The 23600-nt window shown below is 68.7% G+C and carries 20 protein-coding genes and 2 pseudogenes; 6 read left to right on the top strand and 16 right to left on the bottom strand.

The features are described 5' to 3' along the window. Positions 1-168: 168 nt before the first annotated feature. The gene (locus ABII15_RS02995) at positions 169-411 is read right to left on the bottom strand and encodes a DUF6411 family protein (RefSeq protein ID WP_353940673.1); all 243 of its coding nucleotides are present in this window, start codon (positions 409-411) and stop codon (positions 169-171) included. 244 nt (positions 412-655) lie between these two features. Here ABII15_RS02995 and ABII15_RS03000 point away from each other — a divergent pair, with 244 nt between their 5' ends. Both ABII15_RS03000 and ABII15_RS03005 read left to right on the top strand, forming a co-directional pair. Next, a complete protein-coding gene (locus ABII15_RS03000; protein ID WP_353940674.1) occupies positions 656-1024 on the top strand; it encodes an STAS domain-containing protein in 369 nt (122 codons plus the stop codon). Positions 1025-1120: 96 nt separating this feature from the next. Next, positions 1121-1963, top strand: coding sequence for a DNA-formamidopyrimidine glycosylase family protein (locus tag ABII15_RS03005; RefSeq protein WP_353940675.1), 843 nt, complete (start codon positions 1121-1123; stop codon positions 1961-1963). Here ABII15_RS03005 and ABII15_RS03010 read toward each other — a convergent pair. Continuing rightward, positions 1960-3189 carry an aromatic acid exporter family protein gene (locus ABII15_RS03010; RefSeq protein ID WP_353940676.1) on the bottom strand — a complete coding sequence of 410 codons (1230 nt, stop codon included), beginning with the start codon at positions 3187-3189 and terminating at the stop codon, positions 1960-1962. The two genes, ABII15_RS03005 and ABII15_RS03010, sit on opposite strands and share 4 nt — an antisense overlap. Before the next feature lie 1145 nt (positions 3190-4334). Then, positions 4335-4463, bottom strand: a complete 129-nt coding sequence (locus ABII15_RS03015) for a hypothetical protein (protein ID WP_353940677.1) — start codon at positions 4461-4463, stop codon at positions 4335-4337. Between the two features lie 190 nt (positions 4464-4653). On the opposite strand from ABII15_RS03015, the gene ABII15_RS03020 reads away from it, so the two are divergent. Then, positions 4654-5811, top strand: a complete 1158-nt coding sequence (locus tag ABII15_RS03020) for an agmatine deiminase family protein (RefSeq protein ID WP_353940678.1) — start codon at positions 4654-4656, stop codon at positions 5809-5811. Positions 5812-5888: 77 nt separating this feature from the next. Here ABII15_RS03020 and ABII15_RS03025 read toward each other — a convergent pair whose 3' ends face one another. The 10 genes from ABII15_RS03025 to ABII15_RS03070 all read right to left on the bottom strand — a co-directional run bounded on the left by ABII15_RS03025 (position 5889) and on the right by ABII15_RS03070 (position 17242). Then, a complete protein-coding gene (locus tag ABII15_RS03025) occupies positions 5889-7034 on the bottom strand; it encodes an agmatine deiminase family protein (protein WP_353940679.1) in 1146 nt (381 codons plus the stop codon). Between the two features lie 89 nt (positions 7035-7123). After that, positions 7124-7921, bottom strand: coding sequence for an ATP-binding cassette domain-containing protein (locus ABII15_RS03030; protein WP_353940680.1), 798 nt, complete (start codon positions 7919-7921; stop codon positions 7124-7126). Further along, entirely contained in the window at positions 7914-8918 is a 1005-nt protein-coding gene (locus ABII15_RS03035; protein ID WP_353940681.1) for an ABC transporter ATP-binding protein, read from the bottom strand. Before ABII15_RS03035 ends, ABII15_RS03030 begins: the two co-directional genes overlap by 8 nt. After that, positions 8915-9772, bottom strand: a complete 858-nt coding sequence (locus ABII15_RS03040; RefSeq protein ID WP_353940682.1) for an ABC transporter permease — start codon at positions 9770-9772, stop codon at positions 8915-8917. Before ABII15_RS03040 ends, ABII15_RS03035 begins: the two co-directional genes overlap by 4 nt. Then, positions 9769-10728 (bottom strand): ABC transporter permease, encoded by a 960-nt coding sequence (locus ABII15_RS03045; RefSeq protein ID WP_353940683.1) that lies wholly within the window; start codon positions 10726-10728, stop codon positions 9769-9771. Before ABII15_RS03045 ends, ABII15_RS03040 begins: the two co-directional genes overlap by 4 nt. Next, the gene (locus tag ABII15_RS03050) at positions 10725-12329 is read right to left on the bottom strand and encodes an ABC transporter substrate-binding protein (RefSeq protein ID WP_353940684.1); all 1605 of its coding nucleotides are present in this window, start codon (positions 12327-12329) and stop codon (positions 10725-10727) included. The genes ABII15_RS03045 and ABII15_RS03050 overlap by 4 nt, the downstream gene beginning before the upstream one ends. Positions 12330-12457: 128 nt before the next feature. Further along, positions 12458-13471, bottom strand: coding sequence for an agmatine deiminase family protein (locus tag ABII15_RS03055; RefSeq protein WP_353940685.1), 1014 nt, complete (start codon positions 13469-13471; stop codon positions 12458-12460). Positions 13472-13634: 163 nt separating this feature from the next. Beyond that, positions 13635-15386, bottom strand: a complete 1752-nt coding sequence (locus tag ABII15_RS03060) for an urease subunit alpha (protein ID WP_353940686.1) — start codon at positions 15384-15386, stop codon at positions 13635-13637. Further along, complete coding sequence (gene ureA, locus ABII15_RS03065) at positions 15383-16096, bottom strand: urease subunit gamma (protein ID WP_353940687.1); 714 nt, start codon at positions 16094-16096, stop codon at positions 15383-15385. Before ureA ends, ABII15_RS03060 begins: the two co-directional genes overlap by 4 nt. Before the next feature lie 567 nt (positions 16097-16663). Continuing rightward, the gene (locus ABII15_RS03070) at positions 16664-17242 is read right to left on the bottom strand and encodes a helix-turn-helix domain-containing protein (RefSeq protein WP_353940688.1); all 579 of its coding nucleotides are present in this window, start codon (positions 17240-17242) and stop codon (positions 16664-16666) included. 171 nt (positions 17243-17413) lie between these two features. Between ABII15_RS03070 and ABII15_RS03075 the strand changes: the two genes are divergently transcribed. Next, entirely contained in the window at positions 17414-18025 is a 612-nt protein-coding gene (locus ABII15_RS03075) for a helix-turn-helix domain-containing protein (RefSeq protein ID WP_353940689.1), read from the top strand. Positions 18026-19229: 1204 nt separating this feature from the next. Continuing rightward, positions 19230-19424, top strand: coding sequence for a hypothetical protein (locus ABII15_RS03080; protein ID WP_353940690.1), 195 nt, complete (start codon positions 19230-19232; stop codon positions 19422-19424). Between the two features lie 461 nt (positions 19425-19885). On the opposite strand, the pseudogene glnR reads toward ABII15_RS03080, so the two are convergent. Both glnR and ABII15_RS03090 read right to left on the bottom strand, forming a co-directional pair. After that, positions 19886-20185: pseudogene (gene glnR / locus ABII15_RS03085) on the bottom strand (two-component system response regulator GlnR); the annotation flags it as partial. Positions 20186-20400: 215 nt separating this feature from the next. Then, complete coding sequence (locus ABII15_RS03090) at positions 20401-20970, bottom strand: sigma-70 family RNA polymerase sigma factor (protein WP_353940691.1); 570 nt, start codon at positions 20968-20970, stop codon at positions 20401-20403. Positions 20971-22228: 1258 nt separating this feature from the next. Between ABII15_RS03090 and ABII15_RS03095 the strand changes: the two genes are divergently transcribed. Next, on the top strand, positions 22229-23173 hold the full coding sequence (locus ABII15_RS03095) for a ribosome-inactivating family protein (RefSeq protein ID WP_353940692.1): 945 nt from the start codon (positions 22229-22231) through the stop codon (positions 23171-23173). 126 nt (positions 23174-23299) lie between these two features. Here ABII15_RS03095 and ABII15_RS03100 read toward each other — a convergent pair. After that, positions 23300-23587, bottom strand: a pseudogene (locus ABII15_RS03100) (transposase); the annotation flags it as partial. Positions 23588-23600: the final 13 nt, after the last annotated feature.

Here is a 23600-nt window from a genome sequence, read left to right on the forward strand (position 1 = left end):
TTTCCTGAGGCGGTCACCCTCGACGGTCGTCGCCTGGAGGCAGGGAGCCCCGGCCCGTACGAGCGGGCCGGGGCCCGACCATCACCCCACCATCACCGCCGCGCCCCATTGCGGGGCCTGAAGGCGAAGTCCGCACCGAGAAAGAGCGGAGCGAGAAGGCTGGGAACGTCAGAAGGGCATGTGCCCGCGAGCGCGGCGACCGGCCGAGCCGCTGCGGCCCACCGCACGCGAACTGCTGGAGAACGGCTTCTGCAGTATGCGCCCCAGCAGGCCCGGAGCCTTGCCGCCTGCGCGAGCGCCGGCCCCCAGGGTGCGCTGGGTGCCTCGCTGCGGGCGACGGGAGAATCGCGGCAGTACGAACGCCAGCACCAAGAGGACGGCACAGACAGCCACGACGGCAACGATGATCATGCGTTACTCCTTCAGGACTTCGGAGGACAGCGAGAACGGGCACGTGGTGCGCAGGCCACCGGGTGCCGCTCGCCGGAGCCGGATGCCTCGGCGACTCCACCGGTACGGGGCTCCGGTGCCGTCCGTGTGCCCGCCGAAGGTGATCTCAGACCCCGCACTTCCGATGTCCCGGAGGGGGAGGGGCTCCCCGCTGTCGGGACGAGGCCGGTGCACGACGAGTCACGTTTGTGCCACGGTACGGGCCATGGCCTCAGCCACAAGCGACACCCGCGTTGAGCAGCACGCGCACATCACCACGGTGGCGATATCCGGAGATGTGGACCTGGACAACCTCCAGGGGATCGCCGAAGTCCTCACGCGAGTTCTGAGCGACCCGCGCTCCAGTGCCGCCGTGATCGATCTGTCGGATCTCACCTTCGCCGACAGCATGCTGCTCAACCAGCTCCTCAAGACTCACGTGCGCCACCATGCGGAGGGCAGGCCGCTGCGCGTGGCCGGCCCCTTGAACCCCGGCGTCGGCCGTCTGCTGCAGATCACCGGCGCCGACGCGGTCCTTGATGTCGTGCAGGATGTCGGGACCGCCCTGGGCGAGCTCGACCCGGCGGAACGCTGAAGCACCGCAATCCACCGTGATGAGAAATGGCCCTCTGTGTGCGGCCTCGCAGAAGGGGCAAGAGCGCTCCACGACCGTCTCGGGCACCATGAAGTCATGCCCGAAGGAGACACGGTCTGGCACAGCGCACACCGCCTGCACGATGCCCTCGCCGCACGCGTCCTCACCCGCTCCGATCTGCGGGTACCCCGCTTCGCGACCGCAGACCTCACCGGACGCACCGTTCTCGATGTCACGCCGCGGGGCAAGCACCTCCTCGCCCGGATCGAGGGCGGTCTCACCCTCCATTCGCATCTGCGCATGGAGGGCTCCTGGCGCATCTACACCGCCGGGCAGCGCTGGGGCGGCGGCCCCGAGCACCAGATCCGGGCCATCCTGGCCAATACCGGCTTCGCCGCCGTCGGCTACCGCCTGCCGGTGCTCGCCCTGATCCGAACCGAGGACGAGCCCAGCGTCGTCGGGCACCTGGGCCCGGATCTGCTCGGGCCCGACTGGGACCCGGTCGAAGCGGTGCGGCGATTGACCGCCGATCCAGCGCGCCCACTCGGCGACGCCCTCCTGGACCAGCGGAACCTGGCAGGCATTGGCAACGTGTACAAAGCGGAGCTGTGCTTCCTGGCCCGTGCCACGCCCTGGCTTCCCGTCGGCGAACTACCGCCCGAGGTGCCGCCCCGGCTCGCGGCCACCGCACGAAGACTCCTGGAGGCGAACAAGCACCGCCCGGACCGGCGTACGACAACGGGGCGGGCGACCGGGGCCGCGCCAAGCGCCCCGAGACAGCAGCGGCTCTACGTGTATGGACGGGAGGGGCGTCCGTGCCCGCGGTGCGGCTCCCCGATCCGGCGCGCGGAGCCGAGGGGGCAGCAGGACCGCGTGTCGTACTGGTGTCCCTCCTGCCAGAGCGGTCCGCCCCCGCACGACTTCCGACACACGCCCTAGGGCGGTTCGACCACCGCGTATGGCCGTTTTGAGGAGTTCGTCGACCGGTCCAGTACCTGGCAGGCGTATTCAAGGTCGTCCACCAGGCGCACGGCTTCGGCCATGAGCGTGCCGTAGGGACGGGCAGTGTCCAGCACCGGGGTCGCTGCCTCGTGTGCGTGGGAGGCGAGAGCGTCGAGCTGACTGCGCGCCCGCTGGGCCGCCTCGCGAAGGGGGCCCGTCTGCTCCGCGAGGCTGTTCTCGTCCAGGGCGCTGAGTTGTCTGGTGACCTCGCAACATGCGGCGAGGACCTGGCCGTAGGCGACGAGGAAGCCGCCGCGTCCGGTGTCGGCGGTCTGGTCCTGCTGGGCATACGTGAGGCTTCGGCACAGTGCGCCGACCTGGCCGGCCACACGTTCCAGGGCGTTGACGACGTTGCGATAGCCGGTGAAGTCACCATGTCGGCGGTGCTCGCGGAGGAGGCGGCGCGGGTTGTAGGCGAGAGATTCGCGCGCTCGGGAGACCGCGTCTTGTGCCTGGGCGGCCAGGGGCAGGAGGGCGGCGGAGCGGTGTTGCCAGGATGCGGTCTCCTTCTCGTCGAGGTTCTGATCGACCAGTGCCTTCTCCACATCGGTCAGTACGTCGCAGGTGGCGTGGGCCAGGGCGCGCAGGCCTTGCTCGGCGGTGCGGTGCCGCAGTGGGGGGAACAACGTCAGGTTGACGATGGTGCCGATGGCGCAGCCCGTCAGCACGAGGGCCACGATCTGGCCCAGTGCCCCCCATTGCTCGTGACCGGGAACGGTGATGTAGGTGGAGAAGGCGAACATGGCGGCGGTGGCGACCTGGCTGCCTTCGGTGCGCAGGGCCCGCCAGCGGCCGATGATGAGCGCGAGGAGCGTGACGGTGGCGAAGGTGATCAGGTGCGGGCCGACGAACTGGCCCATCGCGCCCTGAATGAGGACGCCGACTGCGACCGCGGCGACGTAGCGCAGGGACTGCCACAGGGACTGATAGACGGTCACCTGCATGATGGCGACGGCGGAGAAGGGGGCGAAGGCTGGAGACTGGGCCTGCCACAGGTCGTCGGCGACGTACCAGCACACGGTCGCGGCCAGCGTCGACTTGATGAGCATGAGGATGACGTGGCGTTCGTGGCCGTCCGTGCCCAGTGCCCGACTGAGCCAGGCTCGTCCTCGGGCCAGGTGGTCGACGGTACGGCTGCGCAGCGGGGGCTGCGGCGGGTTCATGGGCGTCTCCTGGAGACTGCACCCGCGTGCTCGGAGTGACTCGCGGTGCAGTGGTTGTGCTGTGTCGGTCGCGTGCGGGTGAAGGGCTCGATCGAGGACGCCACCAGCACGGCCGGGTCGGGCCGAGCAGCGGAAGGTGCGGCATCCCGTCGGGCAACTGCGCGACCCACCAGGCACGCTCACGCCCGCCCCTGAGCCGGGTAGGAAAAGACGGGCTTCGGGCCAGGCGGGGAGGCCGGAGCTGCCGGGCCTGTGGTCTCCGGCACCGAGCCCGTGTGCCCTTGGGCTCGCACACACAAACCACGCACTCACTGGACGACCGGACGACGATGCGATCCCGACAGAGATGATCATGTGTACGCCAGGACGGCAGCCGCTCATAGTTGCCATAGGGCAGGTATTCGAAGGTAACTGTCGCTGGCGCCGCACCGGCCGGCGTCCAACGCCCTCGCGCGACGGTGACGTGACGGTGACCAGGCTTCGGACTCCGCGCAGACCGCTCTGGGCCGCTTCGCGAAAGCAGCCGACACCCTCGCTGCCGCGCGTGCTTGCAGAAGTGCTCCGCTCGCTGCGTCACACGCAGGGCGGCGATCGGCCGTCGGTATCAGCGTGTGGCCGCGCCGGCGGTCGGCTCCGTCGAGCAGCAGGCGGGTCTGCCCCACCCGCCTTCGGCCTGAGGCTCGGCGGTCCTGAGAAATGGGCCAGCAACTCCTTCCCGAAGGCCTCGCCCGTGTTCGGCTCGGCGGCGAACACGCCGTAGCTGACGAAGAACAGCCGGTCTCCCGGCAGGAAAGGAGAGCAGCAGAGTGTCGACGTAACGCTCACCGCGGTACTGCGCGAGAACGGTTCGGGGACAACGGGTCGACGTACATGCGCCTGCCCTCAGTAGCCGACCATATGGACGGGAAACTGGATGATGGACAGGATCGTGAGAGGCGTCCCACGCCGTTGCGGGCGCGGCCGGGCACAACTCATCATCGGCGCGACCGTAACGACGCACACATCCGGCGGAGCGTAGACATATCACCCTGGGAAATCACCGAGTACCAGGGGCTTGAGATCCGCGATCAGACCCGTCGGTCGTGCTTCACGGACACCCCAAGGCGAACGGGTGATGCCCTCAGCCGGACGTCCGGCTGAGGGCATCACCCGTTCACGGACTCATCCCAGGCCGCCTCGACCACCGCCTCGAACTCCACGGGGAGGTTGAGCTCGGTCTGCAGCGTGAAGACGGCGTCCATCAGAGACCTCAGGCGCTCGGGAGCGTCGGGCATCACATGCGCGGCGAGCCCTTCTCTGAGCCAGAAGGTCTCGCAGGTACAGCTCGGGCTCTTTGACTGAATTTTCAGTTCGTGTCAGAGTCGAGGAAGCGATCGGATGCGTTCGCGCCGCACCGTCACGCCCACCATGCAGCCCGCCGCGCCGACGGATAACTTGACCCCACCACGATCAACGGAGCTCACCGTGCCTCCTCTTCCCCCCACTCGCCGTACAGCCCTTCGCACGCTCACCGGAATCGGTACCGTCATCCTCGGCGCCTCGGCCTGCGGCCCCGGAGAAGAGGCGGTGCGGGCCGCGAGCACCCCCGGTGACCCGGAAACAGCGGCGAAGGGGCTCCGCATGGGGGCCGAGTGGGAGAGCCACGCGCGTACCTTCATGTCGTGGCCCGCGCTGCAGTCGGTGTGGGGCGAGGACCTCCCCTATGTGCGCGAGGACATCGCCCGCGTCGCCCGCGCCGTCGGGCAGTACGAATACGTCGTGATGATGGCCAGGCCCGATCAGCAGAAGGCCGCCCAGAAGGCGTGCGGACGCGATGTCGAGGTCATCCCGCTGGAGGTCGACGACCTGTGGGCCCGCGACACCGTGCCGGTGTTCGTGGAGGACGGCGGCAAGGTCACCGGCGTCGACCTCAACTTCAGCGGCTGGGGCGAAAAGCAGGTGCACACCAACGACGCCCGCGTCGGCGCGAAGCTCCTGGCGAAGTACGGCATCCCGCGCCGGAAGGCCCCCTTCGTCGCCGAGGGCGGCTCCTTCGAGAGCGACGGCGAGGGCACCCTCCTCATCACCGAGAGCTCGATCGTCAACGACAACCGCAACCCCGGAAGGAGCCGGGACCAGATCGAGGCCGAGATCAAGCGTACGCTGGGCATCAAGAAGGTGATCTGGCTGGCCGGCGTGCGCGGCCAGGACATCACCGATGCGCACGTGGACAGCCTCGTACGGTTCACCGCGCCCGGCGTGGTCCTCCTGGACACGGCGCATCCCGACACGCCCCCGGACTCCTGGTCGCGCTCGTCCGACCAGGCGCGGGCCGTGCTCAGCAAGGCCACCGACGCCCACGGGCGCCCCTTCGAGATCATCGATCTGCCGCAGCCGGACCTGTACGAGATCACCGGCGAGGGCGACGACTTCGTGTCGACGTACGCCAACTTCTACGTCGCCAACGACTCCGTGTTCATGCCCAAGTTCGGGGATCGCAAGGCCGACAGGCGCGCCAGGAGCATCCTCCAGGAGCACTTCCCCGGGCGCGACATCGTGCAGGTCCAGATCGACACCATCGCCTCCGGTGGCGGCGGCATCCACTGCTCCACGCACGACGAGCCGGGCAAGCCGGTCGACTGACCCCGCGTCGCGGGGAAGACTGAAATTCCAGTCAACACTCAGAACGGGAGTGTTGACTGGAATGTCGGATGACTCGGTCAGGCGGCCGGCTGCTGCTGGGTGACGCAGTGGATTCCGCCGCCTCCGGTGCCGAGCCTGTCGATGTTGAGCTGCTCGATCGTGCGGCCGGGGTAGAGGCGGGCCAGGGTGGCCTTCGCGGCCTGGTCCGCCGCCGTGTCACCGAACTGGCCGGAGATGACGGCGCCGTTGCAGACGTAGTAGTTGGCGTAGGAGGCCAAGAAGTCCTGGTTCGTGGAACGGATCTTGTTGTAGTCGGGGCCCTGGAGCTTTGCCACCGTCATCGCGGTACCGGTGGCCGTCCTGGACGTGGACAGGATCTGGTACTGCTGGCGGGCGTCCTTCGAGAACGCGTCGGTGTCCGACGCGAGCGGCATCTGGACGAGCGCCTTGCCGGGGGCGAGGAAGCGGGACGTGGCGTCGACGTGGTCGTCGGTGATGTCCTTGCCTCTAACGCCGTCGAACCAGATGACCGCGGAGGCACCGTACGCTGCGCACATCGCGGTCTCCAACGCTCTCTGCGACATTCCCGGGTTGCGGTTGCCGTTGACCAGACTGCTGCGGGTGGCCATCAGGGTCCCGGCGCCGTCCTGTTCGACGGCACCGCCCTCGCCGACCAGGTCGGCGGAGGAGAACGCCACGCCCGCGTAAGCGGCGATGCGCTCGGCGACGAGGGCGTCCCTGGCGTGGGACTGCTTGTTGCCCCAGCCGTTGAAGTTGAGGCCCACGGCGTCCAGGGCGCCGGAGCCGTCGGTGCGGAAGACGGGCCCTGTGTCGCGCATCCAGCAGTCGTCGACGGGGATGGAGGTGATGACGGTGACCGTGGAGCCGCACATCGAACGGGCCTTGGCGGCGCTGGCGGAGTTGGCACACAGGACGACCGGTTCGTACTTCGCGATGGTGCGGGCGATCAGGGCGATGTCGGCCTGGACACCGCCCAGGTCGCTGCCCCAGATCGCGGTGCGGTCGGGCCAGGCCATCCACGTACGGGTGTGCCGGACGTCCTCGGCCGGGACCCTGAAGGCGCCCGCGGCTCTGGCGGTACCGGACCAGCCCTGGGCGGCCGTCCCGACGGCCGCGCCGACGGCGGTCAGTCCGGCCGCCGCGAGGAATCCGCGCCGGTTCGGGCCTCGGCGTGCACGGCCGCCGGCGATGTGATCGTTCATGGTGGACCTCCTGTTTCAACTGGGTTGCGCAGTGGGTTCGTTGGCGGACAGAGGTACAGAGGTGCGGAAACGCCCGCTCACCAGGGACGTCACAGTGCCCGGCGGGCGGCGGCGATCGCCTCGGGGTCCCAGCCGGGGCGGGGCACGGACTCCAACAGGAGCCGCGTATAGGGGTGCTGAGGCGCGGCGAGCACCTCGGCGGTGGATCCCGCCTCGACGACACGGCCCTGGCGCATGACGATGACCTCGTCGGTGACGCACCGGACCACGCCGAGGTCGTGGGTGATGAACAGGTAGCCGATCCGGGTCTGCTCCCGGATGTCGGCGAGCAGGTTGAGGATCTGCGCCTGGACGGAGACGTCGAGCGCGGCGACGGCCTCGTCCAGGACGAGGACGGCCGGTTCGACGGCGAGGGCTCGGGCGATGGCGACGCGCTGGCGCTGGCCGCCGGAGAGCTGTCGAGGCCGTGCGTCGGCGGCGCGGGTGCCCAGGCCGACCTGGTCGAGGAGCTCGCGGACGCGCCGGTCGTGGTCGGCGCCCGGGAAGTGCAGACGCAGGGTCTCGCGCAGGACGCCTTCGACGCTGGTCCGCGGATCGAGGGAGAGGTAGGGGTCCTGGAAGACCATCTGGATCTCGCGGGCCCGCGCCAGGCGCTGGGCCCGGCCTCTCCTTCGGGCATCGCGTTCCCGCCCGCGTACGAGGACTTGGCCCGTGTCGGCCCGTTCGAGTCCGACGATGATCCGAGCGGTGGTGGTCTTACCGGATCCGGACTCCCCCACGATGCCCAGGGAGCCACCCTCGGGGAGGGTGAAGGACACGTCGTCGACGGCGCGAACGTCCGCGAAGGCGCGGTGGAGACCGACGGCCTCCAGTACGTGCTCAGGCATCGACGAGGCTCCCTTCGAGCCGGTCCGTGTGGTGGCAGGCGGCCTGGTGGTCCGGCCGGCCCGGTGCCCGCAGCGGCTCGGGGGCCTGCTGGTCACAGATTTCCGTGGCCAGGGCGCAGCGGGCGGCGAACGGGCAACCGTGCAACTCCTGCCGCAGGTCCGGGGGCTGGCCGTCGATGGCGGCAAGCCGTCCCACAGGGGCTTCCAGGCGCGGAGTGGAGGCGAGCAACGCCGCGGTGTAGGGGTGCCGGGGCTGCGCGAAGAGGGCCCGCGCGGGGCCGCTCTCGGCGATCCGTCCGGCGTACATGACGTAGACGCGATCGCTGATGGCGGCGGCGAGGTCGAGGTCGTGGGTGACGAAGAGCAGGCCGGTGCCGAAGCGTTCGCGCAGCTTGGTCAGCAGGGCGATGACCTCTGCCTGCGTGGTGACATCGAGCGCGGTGGTCGGCTCATCGGCGAGCAGGAGGGCCGGGGCACCCATCAACGTGGCCGCGATCATGACACGTTGCAGCATGCCGCCGGAGACCTGACCGGGGTACTTGCGCAACGCGCAAGCATCAAGACCGACGGCCTGAAGGAGTTCGCCGGCGCGGGCGGTGGCATCCGTCCGGCTCATGCTCTTGGTCAGGGTCACGCTCTCGATGAGGAAGTCACCGACGCGGCGAAGGGGGTTGAGGGCGGCGCGTGGGTCTTGGAAGATCATGGCCGCCGTGTTGGTGCGCAGGACGCGCAACTGGTCGGCGTTCATGGTGAGAACGTCCTGGCCGCCCACGCGCACGGCGCCCTCGACGGTGGCGCCGGGCGGCAGCAGGTTCAGGGCGCTGCGCGAGGTGAGGGTCTTCCCGGACCCGGACTCGCCGACGAGGGCAACGGTCTCGCCTGCGACGACGCGTAGATCGACGCCGTCGAGGACCGGGCGGGCGGTGCCGGGCAGGGTGATCCGCAGACCCTGGATGTCGAGGGTGTACGGGGATGCGATCGGTTCCACCGTGTTCATGGGGTCCTCCTGGCGACGCGGTCGGCCCAGCGTTCGCCCACCACGTTGAAGGCGACGACGGTCAGCACGATGAGCACACAGGGCCAGATCGCCGACAGCGGGTAGCCGTGCTGGATGGCGGTCTGCCCGTCGAAGACCATGCGTCCCCAGTCCGGGGTGAGCGCGGGGATCCCGAGGCCGAGGAAGGACAGGCCGGCGAGGTCCATGAGGGCGTACCCGAAGTTGATGGTGGACTGGGCGAGGACGACGGGCGCGATGTTGGGCAGGATGTGGCGCAGGCAGATCTGGAGCGCCGAATGGCCCTGGACCTGGTAGGCGTTGACGTAGGGGCGTTTGCGTTCGGCCAGGACGAGGGAGCGGGTGAGCCGGCTGACGTAGGGCAGGTAGGCGATGGAGAGGGCGACGACGGGGGCCATCAGCCCCTCTCCGTAGACCGCGATGATCAGGACCGCCAGGAGCATTCCTGGGAACGCGAAGACCAGCTCGGTGCTGCGTGACAGGACCGAGTCGAGCCAGCCACCGCGCCAGCCCGCCGCCATGCCGACCGCGACACCGGCGAGCGTGGAGAAGACCACGACTCCGAGCGGGCCGAGCAGCGAGGTGCGGGCGCCGAGGAGGAGTCGGGAGAGGGTGTCGCGCCCGGAGGCGTCGACGCCGAACAAGTGCTCCGCGGAGGGAGCGGCCATCGCGCTGCCGAGGTCGACCGCGTTGGGGTCGTGGGGCGCGACCCACGAGGCGAGGAGCGCGGCAGTGGTGACCATGGCGACGAAGGCGAGGCAGGCCAGGTACAGCGGGGACCCGGCGGCGCGGATCCTGGAGAGGCCGGGGCGGCGGGTGAGCACGGCGGTGGTCATACGGAGGTACTCCTCGTTCCGAGGGCGATCCGCGGGTCGACCAGGGGCAGCAACAGGTCGACGATCAGGTTCACGGCCATGAAGAGAGCGACGATGATCAGGGAGATGGCCTGGACGGTCGGGAAGTCCTTGGTGGTGGTGGACAGTTCCAGGAGTTCGCCGATGCCACCGATGCTGAAGGCGGTCTCCACGAGGATCGTGCAGATCAGGAGGGTGGAGACGATCAGCCCGCCGGTGGTGAGGACGGTGTCCAGGGAGTTGCGGAAGACGTGGCGGTTGATGACCTGGCGTTCGGGGACACCGCGGCTGCGGGCGACGGTGACGTGCTCGCTGTCGAGGGCTTCGAGCATGGTGGAGCGGGTCACCCGGGCGAGCATGCCGATCAGATAGAGCGCGAGGGCGATCGCGGGGAGCGTCAGGTGCCAGAGTTTGTCGGCGAGGCCGTCACCGGCTCCGCTGCTGGGGAACCATCCCAGCTTCACGGCGAACAGGCCCTGCAGCAGCACGGCGGCGACGAAGGACGGGGTCCCGACGGCGAGCGTGGTGCCGATCAGGACGGTGGAGTCGATGCCGCCGCCGCACACGGCGGCGATCCAGCCCAGTGCCAGGCCGATCACCGCGACCACGACCAGCGCCAGCACGACGAGCAGCAGTGTGGTGGGGAGGCGGTCGGCCAACAATCGTGAGACGTCGGTGCGGTAGGTGATGGACCGTCCGAAGTCTCCCTGCACGATGTCCCCGAGCCAGCGGAAGTAACGGACGAAGAACGGGTCGTCCAGGTGGTACTGGGCTCTGACCGCGGCGAGGGCCTGTGGTGAGGCCGAGCGGCCCGAGAGCAGGAAGCCGGCCGGGTCGCCCGGCGCCAGGTACATGGCGCCGAACACCACGAACGAGGCACCGAGCAGGGTGGCCGCCATCTCCGCCAGACGGCGTACGGCGAATCTCAGGAAGTTCACTGCGCGGCCCCCACATCGGCGGCCCACGGGTAGTACATGTACGAGATGGTGGTGGGGGCGCCGGTGATCCTCTTGTTGAGGAAGACCGAGGTGGGCCACTCGGCGACCGGTATCCACAACACCTTGTCGGCGGCCTGCTTCTGCAGTTCGGCCTCGATCTTCATCCGCGGTTCGCGCGGGTAGACGGCGGTGGCCCGTGCGACGAGCCTGTCGTAGCCCTTGTCGCTGTAGCCGGCGAAGTTCAGGTAGGCGCCGGTCCTGAAGTTCGCCAGGAGGTCGAGCGGGTCAGTGATGTTGTAGTAGGAGGTGTAGGGGAACAGGTCGATGCCCTCGCGCGCCTCGGGGTCGGTGAACAGGGCCGTGAAGGCGTTCGGGGCGATGGTCCTGAGGCGGATGTTGAGGCCGATCTGGGTGCCGGCCGCCTGGACCGCGGTGGCGAGGAGGGAGACGTCCTGACCGATGGGGCTGGTGGCCACGGTCAGGGTCTTGCCGGTGGCGCCGGCCTCCTTGATCAGCGCTCTGGCCTTGCCGATGTCCTGCTTCGCGGGCGGCAGCGCACCGAGGGCGGCCTTCCGGGTCGGCTCCGGGGCCGCGTCCCAGACGGCTTTGGGGGTGATCGAGCCGGTGCTGGTGCCCGCGCCGCCCAGCCCGGCCTTGACGAACCCGGAGCGGTCCATGGCCAGGGACAGCGCGCGGCGTACGCGGACGTCGCCGAGCGGGCCCTGGATGTTGGTGACGTTGACGTTGACCGTGGTCAGACCCTCGCCGAAGTACAGGGAGCCCACGCCGCTGTCGCGCAGGTGGCCATAGCTCTCGGTGGGGATCAGGTAGCCGCCGTCGGCCTCCCCGCTGAGCATGGCGTTGGTGCGTGCGGAAGGGTCGGTCAGGAACCGGAAGACGGCCTTCTTGGACTTGGCAGGCTTCCCCCAGTAGCCGTCGAAGCGGTCGAGTTCGATCGACTGTCCCTTGTTCCAGGCGCCGAGTTCGAACGGCCCGGTGCAGGCGAGGCCCCCGGAGGTGCCGTAGTCCTTGCCCGCGGCTTCGACGCCGGCTTTGGAGGCCACCACGCCCGCGGCGGTCGCCATGTACTGCGGAAACTGCGAGTCGGGCTTCTTCAGCTTGACAGTGACCCGCAGCGGGCCGGTCTTCCGTACGGAGGCGACGTTCTGGAAGACCTCGGCCCAGGCCGCGGCGTTCTTCGGGTCCATCTGGCGGCCGAGGCTGTAGACGACGTCGTCCGCCGTCATCTCCTTGCCGTTGTGGAACCGCACGCCGGCGCGCAGATCGTAGACCCAGGTCTTCGGGTCGGGGTTGGACGCCTTCCTCGCCAGGCCCGGCTCCATGGTGAGCCCCGGTGTCCAGCGCATCAGGCTCTCGCACACGTTGGACAGGATGGTGTTCTGCGGGTAGTCGAACGCCGCCGTGTAGTCGAGCGTGGGCGGTTCCGCGTAGACGGCCCAGGTGAACGAGTTGATCTCGTCGCGGGCCTTGGGCGTGGAGGCCGACAGCTTGAACTCGCTGCCGGTGCCGGAGTCCTTGGGCGGTCCTGAGCAGGCCACGAGGGCGGCGAGGCCGGTCAGGGCGGTCGCCGTCACGGCCATCCGTCCATGCCTGCCGGGTGGACGTCTCCCGCAAGGGAGTTGGGGTGGGGTCATCGTCGCGCTCTCATTCCGGGGGCAGGAGCCGGCGGACCGCCGCAGCGGCCCGCCGAGAGCAGCCCGTACTCGATTCAGGCGGTGGCCGGTGCTGCGGGAATCTGCTGGGTGATGCAGTGGACACCACCACCGCCGAAGGCGATCACGGGCGCCCGCACCCCGACGACCTTGCGCCCGGGATACGCGTCGGCGATGACCGCGAGGGCGTCGTCGTCCTGGGGGACACCGGCCACGGGGACGACGACGCCGCCGTTGGCCACGTAGTAGTTCAGGTAGGACACCTCGACCTCGCCCTCGGCCATCTCGACGAACGCGGTCTGCGGGAGGCCGATGATCTCGAAGCGCCGGCCGCGGGCGTCGGTGGTGGCCTCGAGTACCGCGCGATTGGCGCGCATCCGGGCGTGATCGGGGTGGTCGGGGTCGTCGGGCAGCGAGACGACGACCTTGCCGGGAGCGGCGAAGGCGCAGACGCCGTCCACGTGCCCGTCGGTCTCCGTGTCGAGCAGACCGCCGTACGGGAGCCACACAACCTTGTCGACGCCGAGCCGGGACTTCAGCTCGGTCTCGATCTCCTCCCGGTTCAGCCCCGGGTTTCGGTTGGGGTGGAGCAGGCACTGCTCCGTGGTGATCAGCGTGCCCTCGCCGTCCACGGTGATCGCCCCGCCCTCCAGGATCATGTCGGAGGCGATGCGCTCGACGCCGAGGTGCTGGAGCAGCAGGGCGCTCACCCGGTCGTCGGAGTCGTACGGGTGGTGCTTGCGACCCCAGGCGTTGAAGCGGAAGTCCACTCCGGCGCGGTTGCCGTCACCGTCGAGCACGAAGAGCGGGGCAGAATCGCGGAACCACGAGTCGTCCTGGGCCATCTCCACCACGGTGACCGTCTCGCCGCACCTGGTCCGGGCGTCCTCGCCGTGGCCGGGCGGCGCGACCATGGTCACCGGCTCGAACTCGGCGATCGCGCGGCCGACGTTCGCGTACTCCTCCTTGACGTCGTCGAGCACGCTGCCCCACAGGTCCTCACGGACGGGCCAGGCCATCAGGCACCCCTCGTGCTCGGACCACTCGGCGGGCATACGGAATGCGGTCATCACGGATCTCTCTTCGTTTCGCCAGAAGTACCGGTCGGCAGAGGCCGGCTCAGCAGGGCTGAGGGACAGGACGGGTACGCGGTGTGAACAGCATCTTGCTCCCGACTGAAAATTCAGTCAAGAGGAGGAGCGTGCCTTTGGAATTCGGTCATCGAAGGCAGCGTCAGAGGAAGTACAGGCGGCTCAGAGAAACCTCCTGTGCCGGTTCGGAGCGCATCAGCTCACCGTCGAGGGTCACGAGGCCGTCGCGCGGGTCGACGTCCACCTCGCCGAGGCGGGTGTTGTGGATCATGTCGGCCGGGCCGATACCGCGAGTTCCCCGTACGGCCACGCGCCTGCGTCGGGTACTCGGCATGTGGTTCGGAGAACCGAAGGAGCCCGCTTCGGCCGCGGCACGGCTGACGAAGGCAACCGAGAGCTCGGCCGGAGCCGCACCGTGGGCACCGAACAGCGGGCCCAGGACCAGCGGCTCGCAGGTGTCGGTGGCGGCGTTCGGGTCGCCCGTGACCCCGTAGGCGGGGAAGCCGTTCTTGATGACCATCTGCGGCTTCGCACCGAAGAACGGCGGGCGCCAGAGCACGATGTCGGCCATCTTGCCGACCTCGATGGAGCCGACCTCGTGGGCGAGGCCATGGGCGATGGCGGGGTTGATGGTGAGCTTGGCGATGTAGCGCCGGACGCGGGCGTTGTCGTCGTACTCGCCGTCGCCGTCCAGGGGGCCGAGCTCGGCCTTCATCTTCCCGGCCATCGCGAAGGTGCGCCGGATGGTCTCCCCCGCCCGCCCCATGCCCTGCGCGTCCGACGAGGTGATGCCGATCGCGCCGAGATCGTGCAGAACGTCCTCCGCGCCCATCGTCCCGGCCCGGATCCGGTCGCGCGCCAGGGCAGCGTCGCCCGGCAGGTCGGTCTTGAGCGCGTGGACGGAGACGATCATCCCGTAGTGCTCCGCGACGGCGTCCCGCCCGAACGGCAGCGTGGGATTGGTCGACGACCCGATGACGTTCGCAACGCCCGCCATCTTCAGCACATTGGGCACGTGCCCGCCGCCGCAGCCCTCGATGTGGAAGGCGTGGATCGTCCGGCCCTCCAGCACGCTCAGGGTGTCCTCCACCGACAGGCACTCGTTCAACCCGTCACTGTGCAGGGCGACTTGCACATCGTGTTCCTCGGCCACCCGCAGCGCGGTGTCCAGCGCCCGCGTGTGCGCACCCATGTCCTCGTGCACCTTGAACCCGCAGGCCCCGCCCTCGGCCAGCGCCTCGACCAGTGGCGCCTCGCGGGAAGCGGACCCCCGGGCCAGAAAGCCGATGTTGACGGGCCAGGCGTCGAAGGCGCTGAACCCGAGCTTGAGCGCCCAGGGAGAGTTGACGCCGACGCCCCAGGTCGGCCCGATCTCCTGACCGATGATCGTGGTGACGCCGGAAGCCAGGGAGGCTTCCATGATCCGCGGGGAGAGCAGGTGGACATGGGTGTCGATCGCACCGGCGGTGGCGATCAGGCCCTCGCCCGGGATCATCGTGGTGCCGGTGCCCACCACCACGTCGACGCCGTCGAGGGTGTCGGGGTTGCCGGCCCGCCCGATCGCATGGATCCGGCCCTCGCGGATACCGATGGACACCTTGCGGATGCCGAGCACGGCGTCGATCACCAGGACATTCGTGATCACGACGTCACACGTGTCACGGACCGCCGCAGCCTTCAGGTGCATTCCGTCCCGGGCGGTCTTGCCGAAGCCGGCGAGGAACTCGTCGCCGTGCGCCTGCGCGTCCGACTCCACGCGGACGACGAGCCCCGAGTCGCCCAGCCTGACCCGGTCGCCCGCGCGCGGTCCGTGCACGGCGGCGTACTCGTGGGGGTCGATGTGCCGACTGCCGCCCGGCGCGCAGTGGTCGCTGTGTCTGCTGGGCCTGCTCATCGCTCTGTTCCTTCCGGTCCTTCGGGTGCAACGGCGCCTTGGTAGCCGCACGCGGCAGCGCGGCGCAGGGCTTCCGCCTTCGCGCCGGGCGCGTCCAGCCGCCCGTCGACCAGGCCCGCGAAACCGATCGCGATCCGCTCCCCGCCCATCGGCACGAGCCCGACTTCGGCCACGGCGCCGGGGTCGAACCGGGTGGACGAGCCGGCCGGGGCCGCGAGCCGCGTGCCGTACGCGGCCGCGCGGTCGAAGTCCAGGCGGGGGTTGGCCTCGAAGAAGTGGAAGTGCGAGGTCACGCTCACCGGGACCGCCGCCGTGTTGCGGACCTCCAGTACGACGACCGGTTCCGGCCGTGGCAGGGGGTCCGCGTGGGGCAGGACGGCGCCGGGTACGCCCTCGTGCTGCTCCACGTTGCCGAACGGAGCACTGATCACGGCAAGGCGGGTGCCGTCGTCGAACACCGCCTCGACCTGGATCTCCGTCACGATGTCGGTGACGCCGGGGAGTACGTCGTTCGGGCCGAGTACGCCGCGTCCGCGCTTGAGGGCATCAGCCAGACGCAGGCCGTCACGGGCGGCCTCGCACACCGTGTCGGCGATCAGTGCGGTCGCCTCCGGCACATTGAGGCGCAGTCCGCGCCCCAGGCGGGTCCGCGCGACCTCGGCGGCCGTGAAGAGCAGCAGCCGGTCCCGCTCGGTGGGGGTCAGAGGCATGGCGCCTCCCGACCAGCGGACCTGGTCACACGCATGGGTCCCGTCCCTTCAGGAGTGTCGAACGTGGGGCATGTGGCCCACAGTGACACTGACTGAATTTTCAGTCAATACCTTCCTGCCACGGCTACGCCCCTTCCCTTCCGGGACGGTCCGGCAATGTGCCGCCAAGCCCAGGGGCGAGGGTCAGCTTGCCGGTGGTGCGGCGGTTCTCCCTGTCCGCAAGGACGGCCGACCTCCTGGCCGGCGGGGGATTTCGGGGGTTTTCAGGCAGGTGGACGCACGCGGTGATCTGGCCCTTCAGCTCGGCCAGGGTCTTTCAGGCAGCTAGCGGGGGCTCGGCACCCATGGAGAGGCGCCGAGGGCTTTGACCGTGTCGTGTTTGACAGGGGAAGCTGGGGCGATGAAGCCCGGGCGCCGTAGGGCTTGCCGAGGTGGACGGCCGCCTGCCCCACTCCGCCCGCTGCCGCACGGATCAGGAGCCAGCCTGCCCGCTCGCACCCGGAGCGGGCCCGCAAGGGGGCAACAGGCCGCCGCCGTCCGGGTCCGTTTCGGCATCGGTGCACGCCATCAGCGGCCCAGCCGGTCGACCTCCGCTTCGATGGCCTCGCTCATCAGGGTCCGCGCGTGGGCGATCGGGAGCATGCCGCTGAGCCAGCGCATGCTCAGCCCCTCCAGAAGGGCGGTGAGCCGCTCGGCGGACGCCGCGAGTGCCGCTGCCGAGGCCATGGGCCTGACCTGGCCCAGCAGGGCCGCCACATCCTGGACCCAGGCGAGGGTGGCTCTCGCGAGGTCTTCACGCAGGACTTCGTCGAAGACCGCGCTGGCCCGTAGCTCGCCCCAGGCACTGCTGTTCTCCCTGACCACGGTCGTGTCCTGGAGCTCCAGCAGCAGCGTCTGGTCCAGTTCCGCCCGCGGGTCGAGCGGCTCAGCATCCGGATCATCGCGGGTCGTGTAGCGCTCGGCCCGGTCGCTGATGAACTCCAGCGTCTTGCGCAGGACTCCGGTGCGGTCCTTGAAGTGGTAGTAGATCAGCGCGGTGGACACGCCCGCCTCTTCGGCCAGCTCCTCCACACGCAAACCACGGACCCCCCGTCGGGCGATCACCCGGGCTGCGGCTTCGAGGATCTGAGTACTGCGAGATGCCATGGCCTGAACCTTATCCGGCACCTTCCACCGGCGGCATCACCGCCCTGCACGTCGAGCGGGCCGCGACTCCGGCCGATGCGTGCCGACGGAGCCGACTGCCACAGAGTAGACAGACTAAGAATTCAGTCAGTATGTGACACTGCTGATTCGGACTACTCATGAGGGGATCACGTGGCGACCGACCCCCGTAGGGCCATCTTGGAAGGTGCCGCCCGACTCATAGCCCAGCGAGGGGCCCGCGGGCTGCGCATGGAGGAACTGGCGGCCGAAGCCGGGGTCTCCACCGCACTGATCTACTACCACTTCAAGGACCGGGCCGGCGTGCTACGCAAGACGCTGGAGTTCATCAGCGACCGGGCCGAACGGTACACAGCCGATGGGGACCGCACCGCTGAACCGCACGACGCCCGCCACGAACTGGAACAGTCACTCCTGTTGGAGTTCCAGGACACCCCTGAAGTCCGCGAGAACAGCACCGCGTGGGGAGAACTGCGCGCCAGCGCGATCTTCGAGCCCGCATTGCGCGGCGACCTGGCCTGCGCCACGCTCACCTGGATTCACGAGATCGCGGCCCTCCTGGGCCGCATCCAGCCGACGGCCGCTGCGCCCACTCTCACGGCGGCCGCGGAGCGACTCACCGGGCTCCTGGAAGGACTCAGCACGCGCTGGTTGAGCGGCACGCTTCCGCTGTCTCACGCCCGCCGACTGGTGCGGGAGGCAGTGTCCATCGAGATCCAGCACCTGACTCGCGGACAGCACCAAGGGCCGGAAGGAGACGCATAGGTCCACAAGGCTTTCGACAGTGCTGCAACAACTCGTTCAGGCGGCACACTGTTCAGTCGGCCAGGATCCGGACCGGACGCGGATCAACTCGACGCCGCATGATCCGATTTCTCCCTTAGCTTCGGGCAGGAAGCGGTTCGGGACGTGCACCACCGGCAGACGAAGGTCTGCTCAAACGCGGAGAGTAGCCAGCACCAAACCAGCACGGGCGTGAGCGCGGTTGCGAGACAGGGGCCGACTGCCTCCTGCCCCTGTACCGTTTCCAGCGCCTCCAGCCGGTATTGGGAGGTGAACCAGCCACCCCGAAATTCCAGCACTGCTGGCTTCCCAGCATCTTGCGCAGGGATCTCGACTACGCGATTGCGCCAACCACTTACCGCGAACCCCGCATCGTCCGTCATCCGGCACCCCACCCCTGTCATTCACCGTGTCGGCGCAATCTATCCGCTTTCAGGAGTCCCGTCGGCGCCCGCGGTGCAGGCGGGACTTCTAAAACACGCCCTAACCCCTGCTGGCTCTGCCGCCGCACCATCGACCACCCTCGACCGCATCGTCCCGCCTCGGCAGCAGCCTCCTCGCCCCCGCCAACGCCCGCAGCGCACACCGCCGCTACCTTCTCGCACGGCAACCGATAGCCCGGCACACAGCCCCTCAGAGGCTCACCGTCACCGTGCAGCCGGAGCAGGTAGCGGACATCCTCGCCCCGATCCCTGTGGACGCGCTGCACGGGATCGGACCGGTGCAGGCAGCCGCGCTCACCCGCTGCGGCGTCCACTTCATCGGCATGCTGGCAGCCCTGCCGCTGGCCACCATCCAGCGTCTGCTCGGCGGGCAGGCTGGACGCCTCGCGCCCATGACCGCAGCCACGGCATCGACCCCCGCCCCGTCACACAACGGGTCCGGCCCACGTCGGCAGCGGTGCGGCACCATTTCGAATGCCAGGAACTGGACGGCGGCGCCGTCCGGGCCCGCCTGCTCGACTCGTGCAGCTCGCCGGCACCCCCGCGCTCACGCGAACAGATCGCCCGCGCTCTCACCCTGCCGCTCGACTTCGCCGACGGCGCCCGCTGGACCAAGACCCTGCGCCTGCCCGAACCTTCCGCCCATGACGTGGACCTTCGCACCACGGGCCTAACGGCTCATGGACCGCGCAGGCCTCCAACGCGGACGCCCCACGGGCCTGCTGATCCGGGCCGAGGATCTGATGGCCGCAGGCTCCGCGGCGGAGCAGATCACCCTCGACCGCGGCCGGGTAATGCGGCTGCGCGCCGAGCAGGCCGTCGACCGCACCAACCGCCGCTTCGGCCACGGGGGCGTCGCCCCGGCGGTCCACCGGAGACTCCTCGAGCACCGGACTGAGCGTCCAAGTCCCGCCCGTGCGGGTGTCTGTAGCCCGTAGCCCCCGTCAGCCCCCCTCTGTCCGGCAGGTTCTTCTGCCTGCAGGAACAGAACAAGGTCGCCAACCAAGGCCTCCTCATCCACGGACAGATGGAGAGCCTCCACCGCTCGGCTCTGCGTGTGACGCGGCGTTTCCGCGGTGCCGGCCCAGCGCCCAAGGGCCCGCCGAGAGTACGGAAAGCACGTCAGCGCACTCGCACCGACCGGACCATGATCACCGGCTTTTCTCGCGTCTCCACCCCGGCCGACGGCGGCCCGCGGCCCCTGCGCGACCCGACGACCGCTGCATCTAACGGGGATAGCGACGGGCCGGGATGAACCGATCCGGGCGGAAAATCATCCCTGGCTTCAGGTTTCCGCCCAAGCTGCCGGTCCGGGAACGAACTCGTCGGCTTCTGAAGTAGCCGTCGTCTCCACATGTTGCTGCACCGTCATGGCCTCCTCCGGCGCCCGCTCGATATTCTCGGGCGAAACGAAGCGGTAGCCCACGTTGCGCACGGTACCGATCAGCGACTCGTGCTCGGGGCCGAGCTTGGCGCGCAGCCGTCGTACGTGGACGTCGACGGTGCGGGTGCCGCCGAAGTAGTCGTAGCCCCAGACCTCCTGGAGCAGTTGGGCGCGGGTGAAGACGCGGCCCGGGTGCTGGGCGAGGTACTTCAGGAGCTCGAACTCCTTGAAGGTAAGGTCAAGGACGCGGCCCTTGAGCTTAGCGCTGTACGTCGCCTGGTCGACCGACAGGTCGCCGTTGCGGATCTCCACCGGGCCGTCGTGACTGAGCGGCGGGGCGTCTAGCGGAATAGGGTCGATTGCAGACAGCGGACGATGGGAGTCCGATGCTGAAGAATCAGTGGTCCCCTCATCCGGCTCTTGAGCCGACAGGCCCGACAGGAACTGCTCGTAATGCCCGGCTGCCTCGGCTTGGTCGGACCACAGTTCGTCAATCGCCTGGGCTGCTGCCTTGAGACGCCTGCTGATGCTCATGCGTCTGCTCCTTCCTGGGTCTCGTCTCCGAGCATCTCCTTGAGTGTCTGACGGGCCTGGTGGACATGTGCACGGACGGTGGCGGGTGCGGCACCCATGATCTGTGCGATCTCTTTGTAGGGAAGTCCGAACTGCTCGCGCAGCGCCACCGCTTCCTGTTGACGGCGAGGTAGCTTTCGGGTCGCGGCGAGAATGTCGAGCCGCTGATCGCTGACAGCAATCGGATCCGGGTGCGCCAACTGAGCATGCAGCGTCTCGGTTTCGGTGGGCATGCCGTTGCGACGGCGGGCCTCGCGGGCGTCCTGGAGCCGCTGGCCGGCTACTTTGAACAACCAGCCGCGCGGTTGATCCATTCGGCTCACACGACCCCAGTAGGTATAGGCGCTGACCATGGTCATCTGTGCAGCGTCGTCCAGGACGCTCAACTCGGCCTCTAGCCAGACCAGATACCGGCGAACCATTGGCCAGTACTCCCGGAAGAACTCCTCAAAACCTGGCGGGCCGTGACCAACCGTTCGGTCCGAATGCCGACCGCCATGAAGTGGAATCGGTTCCGCAGCAGTCACCGGCCGCCACCTACATCCGCTGACCTCTTGGTTACCAGTGCTACTTCGTAGGTGCGCTGGCGGCCACGCTCATCTACCTCACACACGCGCCCGCCGTCGGGCAACCGTTCCAACACCTCCACTGCGGTCGCCCTGCGCTCCCTCTCCGACGCCGCGGTCGTACGCCCCTTCGCCAGTTCCAGCAGAACATCCCACAGGCTGGGGCGACCTCGCTGACTCGCCAACCTCATCGTCAGCCCCACGAGCAGCACCAGACCGGATCCGACCATCGTGGCAACTTCTCCATACATCTCAAGCCCCTTTCGCCGTGAACTGTTCCGGGGCTGCCCAGTGCGTCCTGTGCTCCGCCCTCATCACACATAAGGGCAGCAGGCCTCAAAACGTGTAGTCACCGTTCCCAAAGGTTCGTGATACGACCTGGCAAGCGTTGGTACAGCGGTTGTTGGTGGGATCGCCCGACATGGGTTCGACGCCGGAGTGGAAGATTGCCGGGAGCCCGGGAGGGGGCCCTCGAAGGCCAGGTCATCGCCGCGTCCAAGGGCCAGCGGCAACGGCGGCATGACGCCTCCCGTTAGCGCTGGCCGTGCGGGCCACCCTTGCGGCAGCGGCGGCGGGCGTTCGCGCACTCCGGGCACAGGCCACTGCGTCCCACCGCGACCCAGGTACAGCACACTGCGCAGCTGGCCGCGGTGTGCCGGGTCGCGGTCACCGGTCAGTTCGGAGGCAGGCTCGGCGCTCGCTCGCCACGACATGGAGACTGCCGGCGTCTACGCCCCCGCGACGCGGTGGTGAAGTGCTGGACGGACAAGGCGTATCAAGGCGGCGACAGCATCACCCCGGGGCCCTTCCGCAGCCTGCATCTCAAGGTGCAGCAACGTCGGCATAACGGCACCCACGCCAGGATCAGCTGCCTCGGCGAGCAAGCCATTGCCGCCCTGAAGGGCTGGTGGCTCCCCCGGGAACTCCGCTGCAGCACCAACCGAGTCAGGGCCACCGTGAAGACCATCCCCGCCCTTCGTCACGCCCCAACCTGAGGTTGGAAATGGCTCACTGAACGCGAACGCCGACACCCTCGCCAAGCATCTACTCGGCTGAAGACCCTCCGATACCGCATACGTGCAGTCGTTTGACTCATGCGCACGCTGCAGCCCTGTCCCACAGTGGGACCGAGCGGAGACGTCGGCAGACTCCTGGTCGATGCAGTCGAGAAGGGCCCGCTCTCAATTCTGTCCATACTTGGCACTCTTGAGGAGCTTTCATGCCTGCACCAAGGATCGGTCGCTTTGTCGGAGCGGCCACGCTGGCTCTCTGCATTTCTCTGGGCGGCCTGATGACTTCGGGTTCACCCGCGTCGGCGCAGATCCCCGAGGGACAGGAGACAGACGTTCATTGGAACGTCCCAATTAACGAAGTGGGCCCTACGCTCGCCGATGATTACGACACGACCATCCGGGACCTCAGGAATTTGGTGGCTGTCCCTTCGAGTGACGGAGGGCAGCAGACCCAGAACACCCGCGCCCTGCTCTCGGTGACGCTCTTCATTCCGGACCATCAGAACACCACTCAGCTGGTGACGTTGTACTTCCAGGCCTCCGACCTCTACCTCATGGGCTTCAGCCCCGGCTACTCCCGGAACGCATACATGTTCAACGACTGGCAGTCGGACACCTATGGGGCCGAGCTGCCGGACGGCATGACCCCGCGCAACCTCAGGTTCGGCGGAAGCTACGGTTCGCTGTCCAACGTGGACGGGGCCGACGACCGCTATAGCATGCGGATTGGGTACAACAACATCTGGGACCAGATCCTGCACCTGGCGACCACGCCGGAGGATCAATTCGTCGGAACGAACGCAGCCACCAACGCGCGTACGGCCTCTGCTCTCCTGCAGATGATCAATATGTTCTCCGAGTCCGCCCGCTTCCCCGACATCCAGGCTCACTACCGTGATGCCTTCCGCGACCCCAGCGCCGTGACTCAGGGGCTTACGCCGTTCGAGCAAGAAGCTGAGACGAGTTGGGGGGCTCTCTCGAACGCGTTCTACCGGCTCAACCAGGACCCGACTACCTCCGTCACTTTGGTCGTGGGGCCGCTGCACATCGTCTACAACAACAGACAGCAGATCCGTAACCTGCTCGCTCTCCTCGCCGGCTCGACAAGAATCATCGGCACCCAGTTCGACAAGTACTGGAACCAGGTCTGACAGCCCACCTCCTTCGGATCTACGGCCGGCGCTCCGCACGTGGAGCGCCGGCCGAGGAGCCGACGGGCAACACATCACCGAACGGTGACTGAGTGTTTGGTCCGTGGCTTGGTGTTTGGTCCCGGGTCAGGTTCCGCGCCAGTTGGGGGTGGCTTCGCCGGTGAGGCGGCGGGCCATGAGCTCGATCATCGCGAGGTGGATCATGGCTTCGGAGCGGTGCGGGTGGCGCTCGTGGTCGCGGGCGAGGCGGCGGTGGTGCATGAGCCAGCCGATGCTGCGCTCGATGGTCCAGCATCGCGGAATCACCTTGAATCCCTTGACCCCGGGATCGCGTTGGACGGGGTGGACGTCGATGCCGAGGCCGGCGCCGTGGTCGATGGCGATGGTGCGGTAGCCGGCGTCCACCCACGCCTGGTCCGCGAGGGCT

The organism is Streptomyces sp. HUAS MG91, assembly GCF_040529335.1.
Taxonomy (GTDB): Bacteria; Actinomycetota; Actinomycetes; order Streptomycetales; family Streptomycetaceae; genus Streptomyces; species Streptomyces tabacisoli.

What these genes read in the sequence shown, in the direction of transcription:
- ABII15_RS02995 (WP_353940673.1), bottom strand. Translation starts at nt 411, where the DNA reads ATGATCATCGTTGCCGTCGTGGCTGTCTGTGCCGTCCTCTTGGTGCTG.
- ABII15_RS03000 (WP_353940674.1), top strand. Translation starts at nt 656, where the DNA reads ATGGCCTCAGCCACAAGCGACACCCGCGTTGAGCAGCACGCGCACATC.
- ABII15_RS03005 (WP_353940675.1), top strand. Translation starts at nt 1,121, where the DNA reads ATGCCCGAAGGAGACACGGTCTGGCACAGCGCACACCGCCTGCACGAT.
- ABII15_RS03010 (WP_353940676.1), bottom strand. Translation starts at nt 3,189, where the DNA reads ATGAACCCGCCGCAGCCCCCGCTGCGCAGCCGTACCGTCGACCACCTG.
- ABII15_RS03015 (WP_353940677.1), bottom strand. Translation starts at nt 4,463, where the DNA reads ATGCCCGACGCTCCCGAGCGCCTGAGGTCTCTGATGGACGCCGTCTTC.
- ABII15_RS03025 (WP_353940679.1), bottom strand. Translation starts at nt 7,034, where the DNA reads ATGAACGATCACATCGCCGGCGGCCGTGCACGCCGAGGCCCGAACCGG.
- ABII15_RS03030 (WP_353940680.1), bottom strand. Translation starts at nt 7,921, where the DNA reads ATGCCTGAGCACGTACTGGAGGCCGTCGGTCTCCACCGCGCCTTCGCG.
- ABII15_RS03035 (WP_353940681.1), bottom strand. Translation starts at nt 8,918, where the DNA reads ATGAACACGGTGGAACCGATCGCATCCCCGTACACCCTCGACATCCAG.
- ABII15_RS03040 (WP_353940682.1), bottom strand. Translation starts at nt 9,772, where the DNA reads ATGACCACCGCCGTGCTCACCCGCCGCCCCGGCCTCTCCAGGATCCGC.
- ABII15_RS03050 (WP_353940684.1), bottom strand. Translation starts at nt 12,329, where the DNA reads ATGGCCGTGACGGCGACCGCCCTGACCGGCCTCGCCGCCCTCGTGGCC.
- ABII15_RS03055 (WP_353940685.1), bottom strand. Translation starts at nt 13,471, where the DNA reads ATGACCGCATTCCGTATGCCCGCCGAGTGGTCCGAGCACGAGGGGTGC.
- ABII15_RS03060 (WP_353940686.1), bottom strand. Translation starts at nt 15,386, where the DNA reads ATGAGCAGGCCCAGCAGACACAGCGACCACTGCGCGCCGGGCGGCAGT.
- ureA (WP_353940687.1), bottom strand. Translation starts at nt 16,096, where the DNA reads ATGCCTCTGACCCCCACCGAGCGGGACCGGCTGCTGCTCTTCACGGCC.
- ABII15_RS03070 (WP_353940688.1), bottom strand. Translation starts at nt 17,242, where the DNA reads ATGGCATCTCGCAGTACTCAGATCCTCGAAGCCGCAGCCCGGGTGATC.
- ABII15_RS03080 (WP_353940690.1), top strand. Translation starts at nt 19,230, where the DNA reads ATGGCCGCAGGCTCCGCGGCGGAGCAGATCACCCTCGACCGCGGCCGG.
- ABII15_RS03095 (WP_353940692.1), top strand. Translation starts at nt 22,229, where the DNA reads ATGCCTGCACCAAGGATCGGTCGCTTTGTCGGAGCGGCCACGCTGGCT.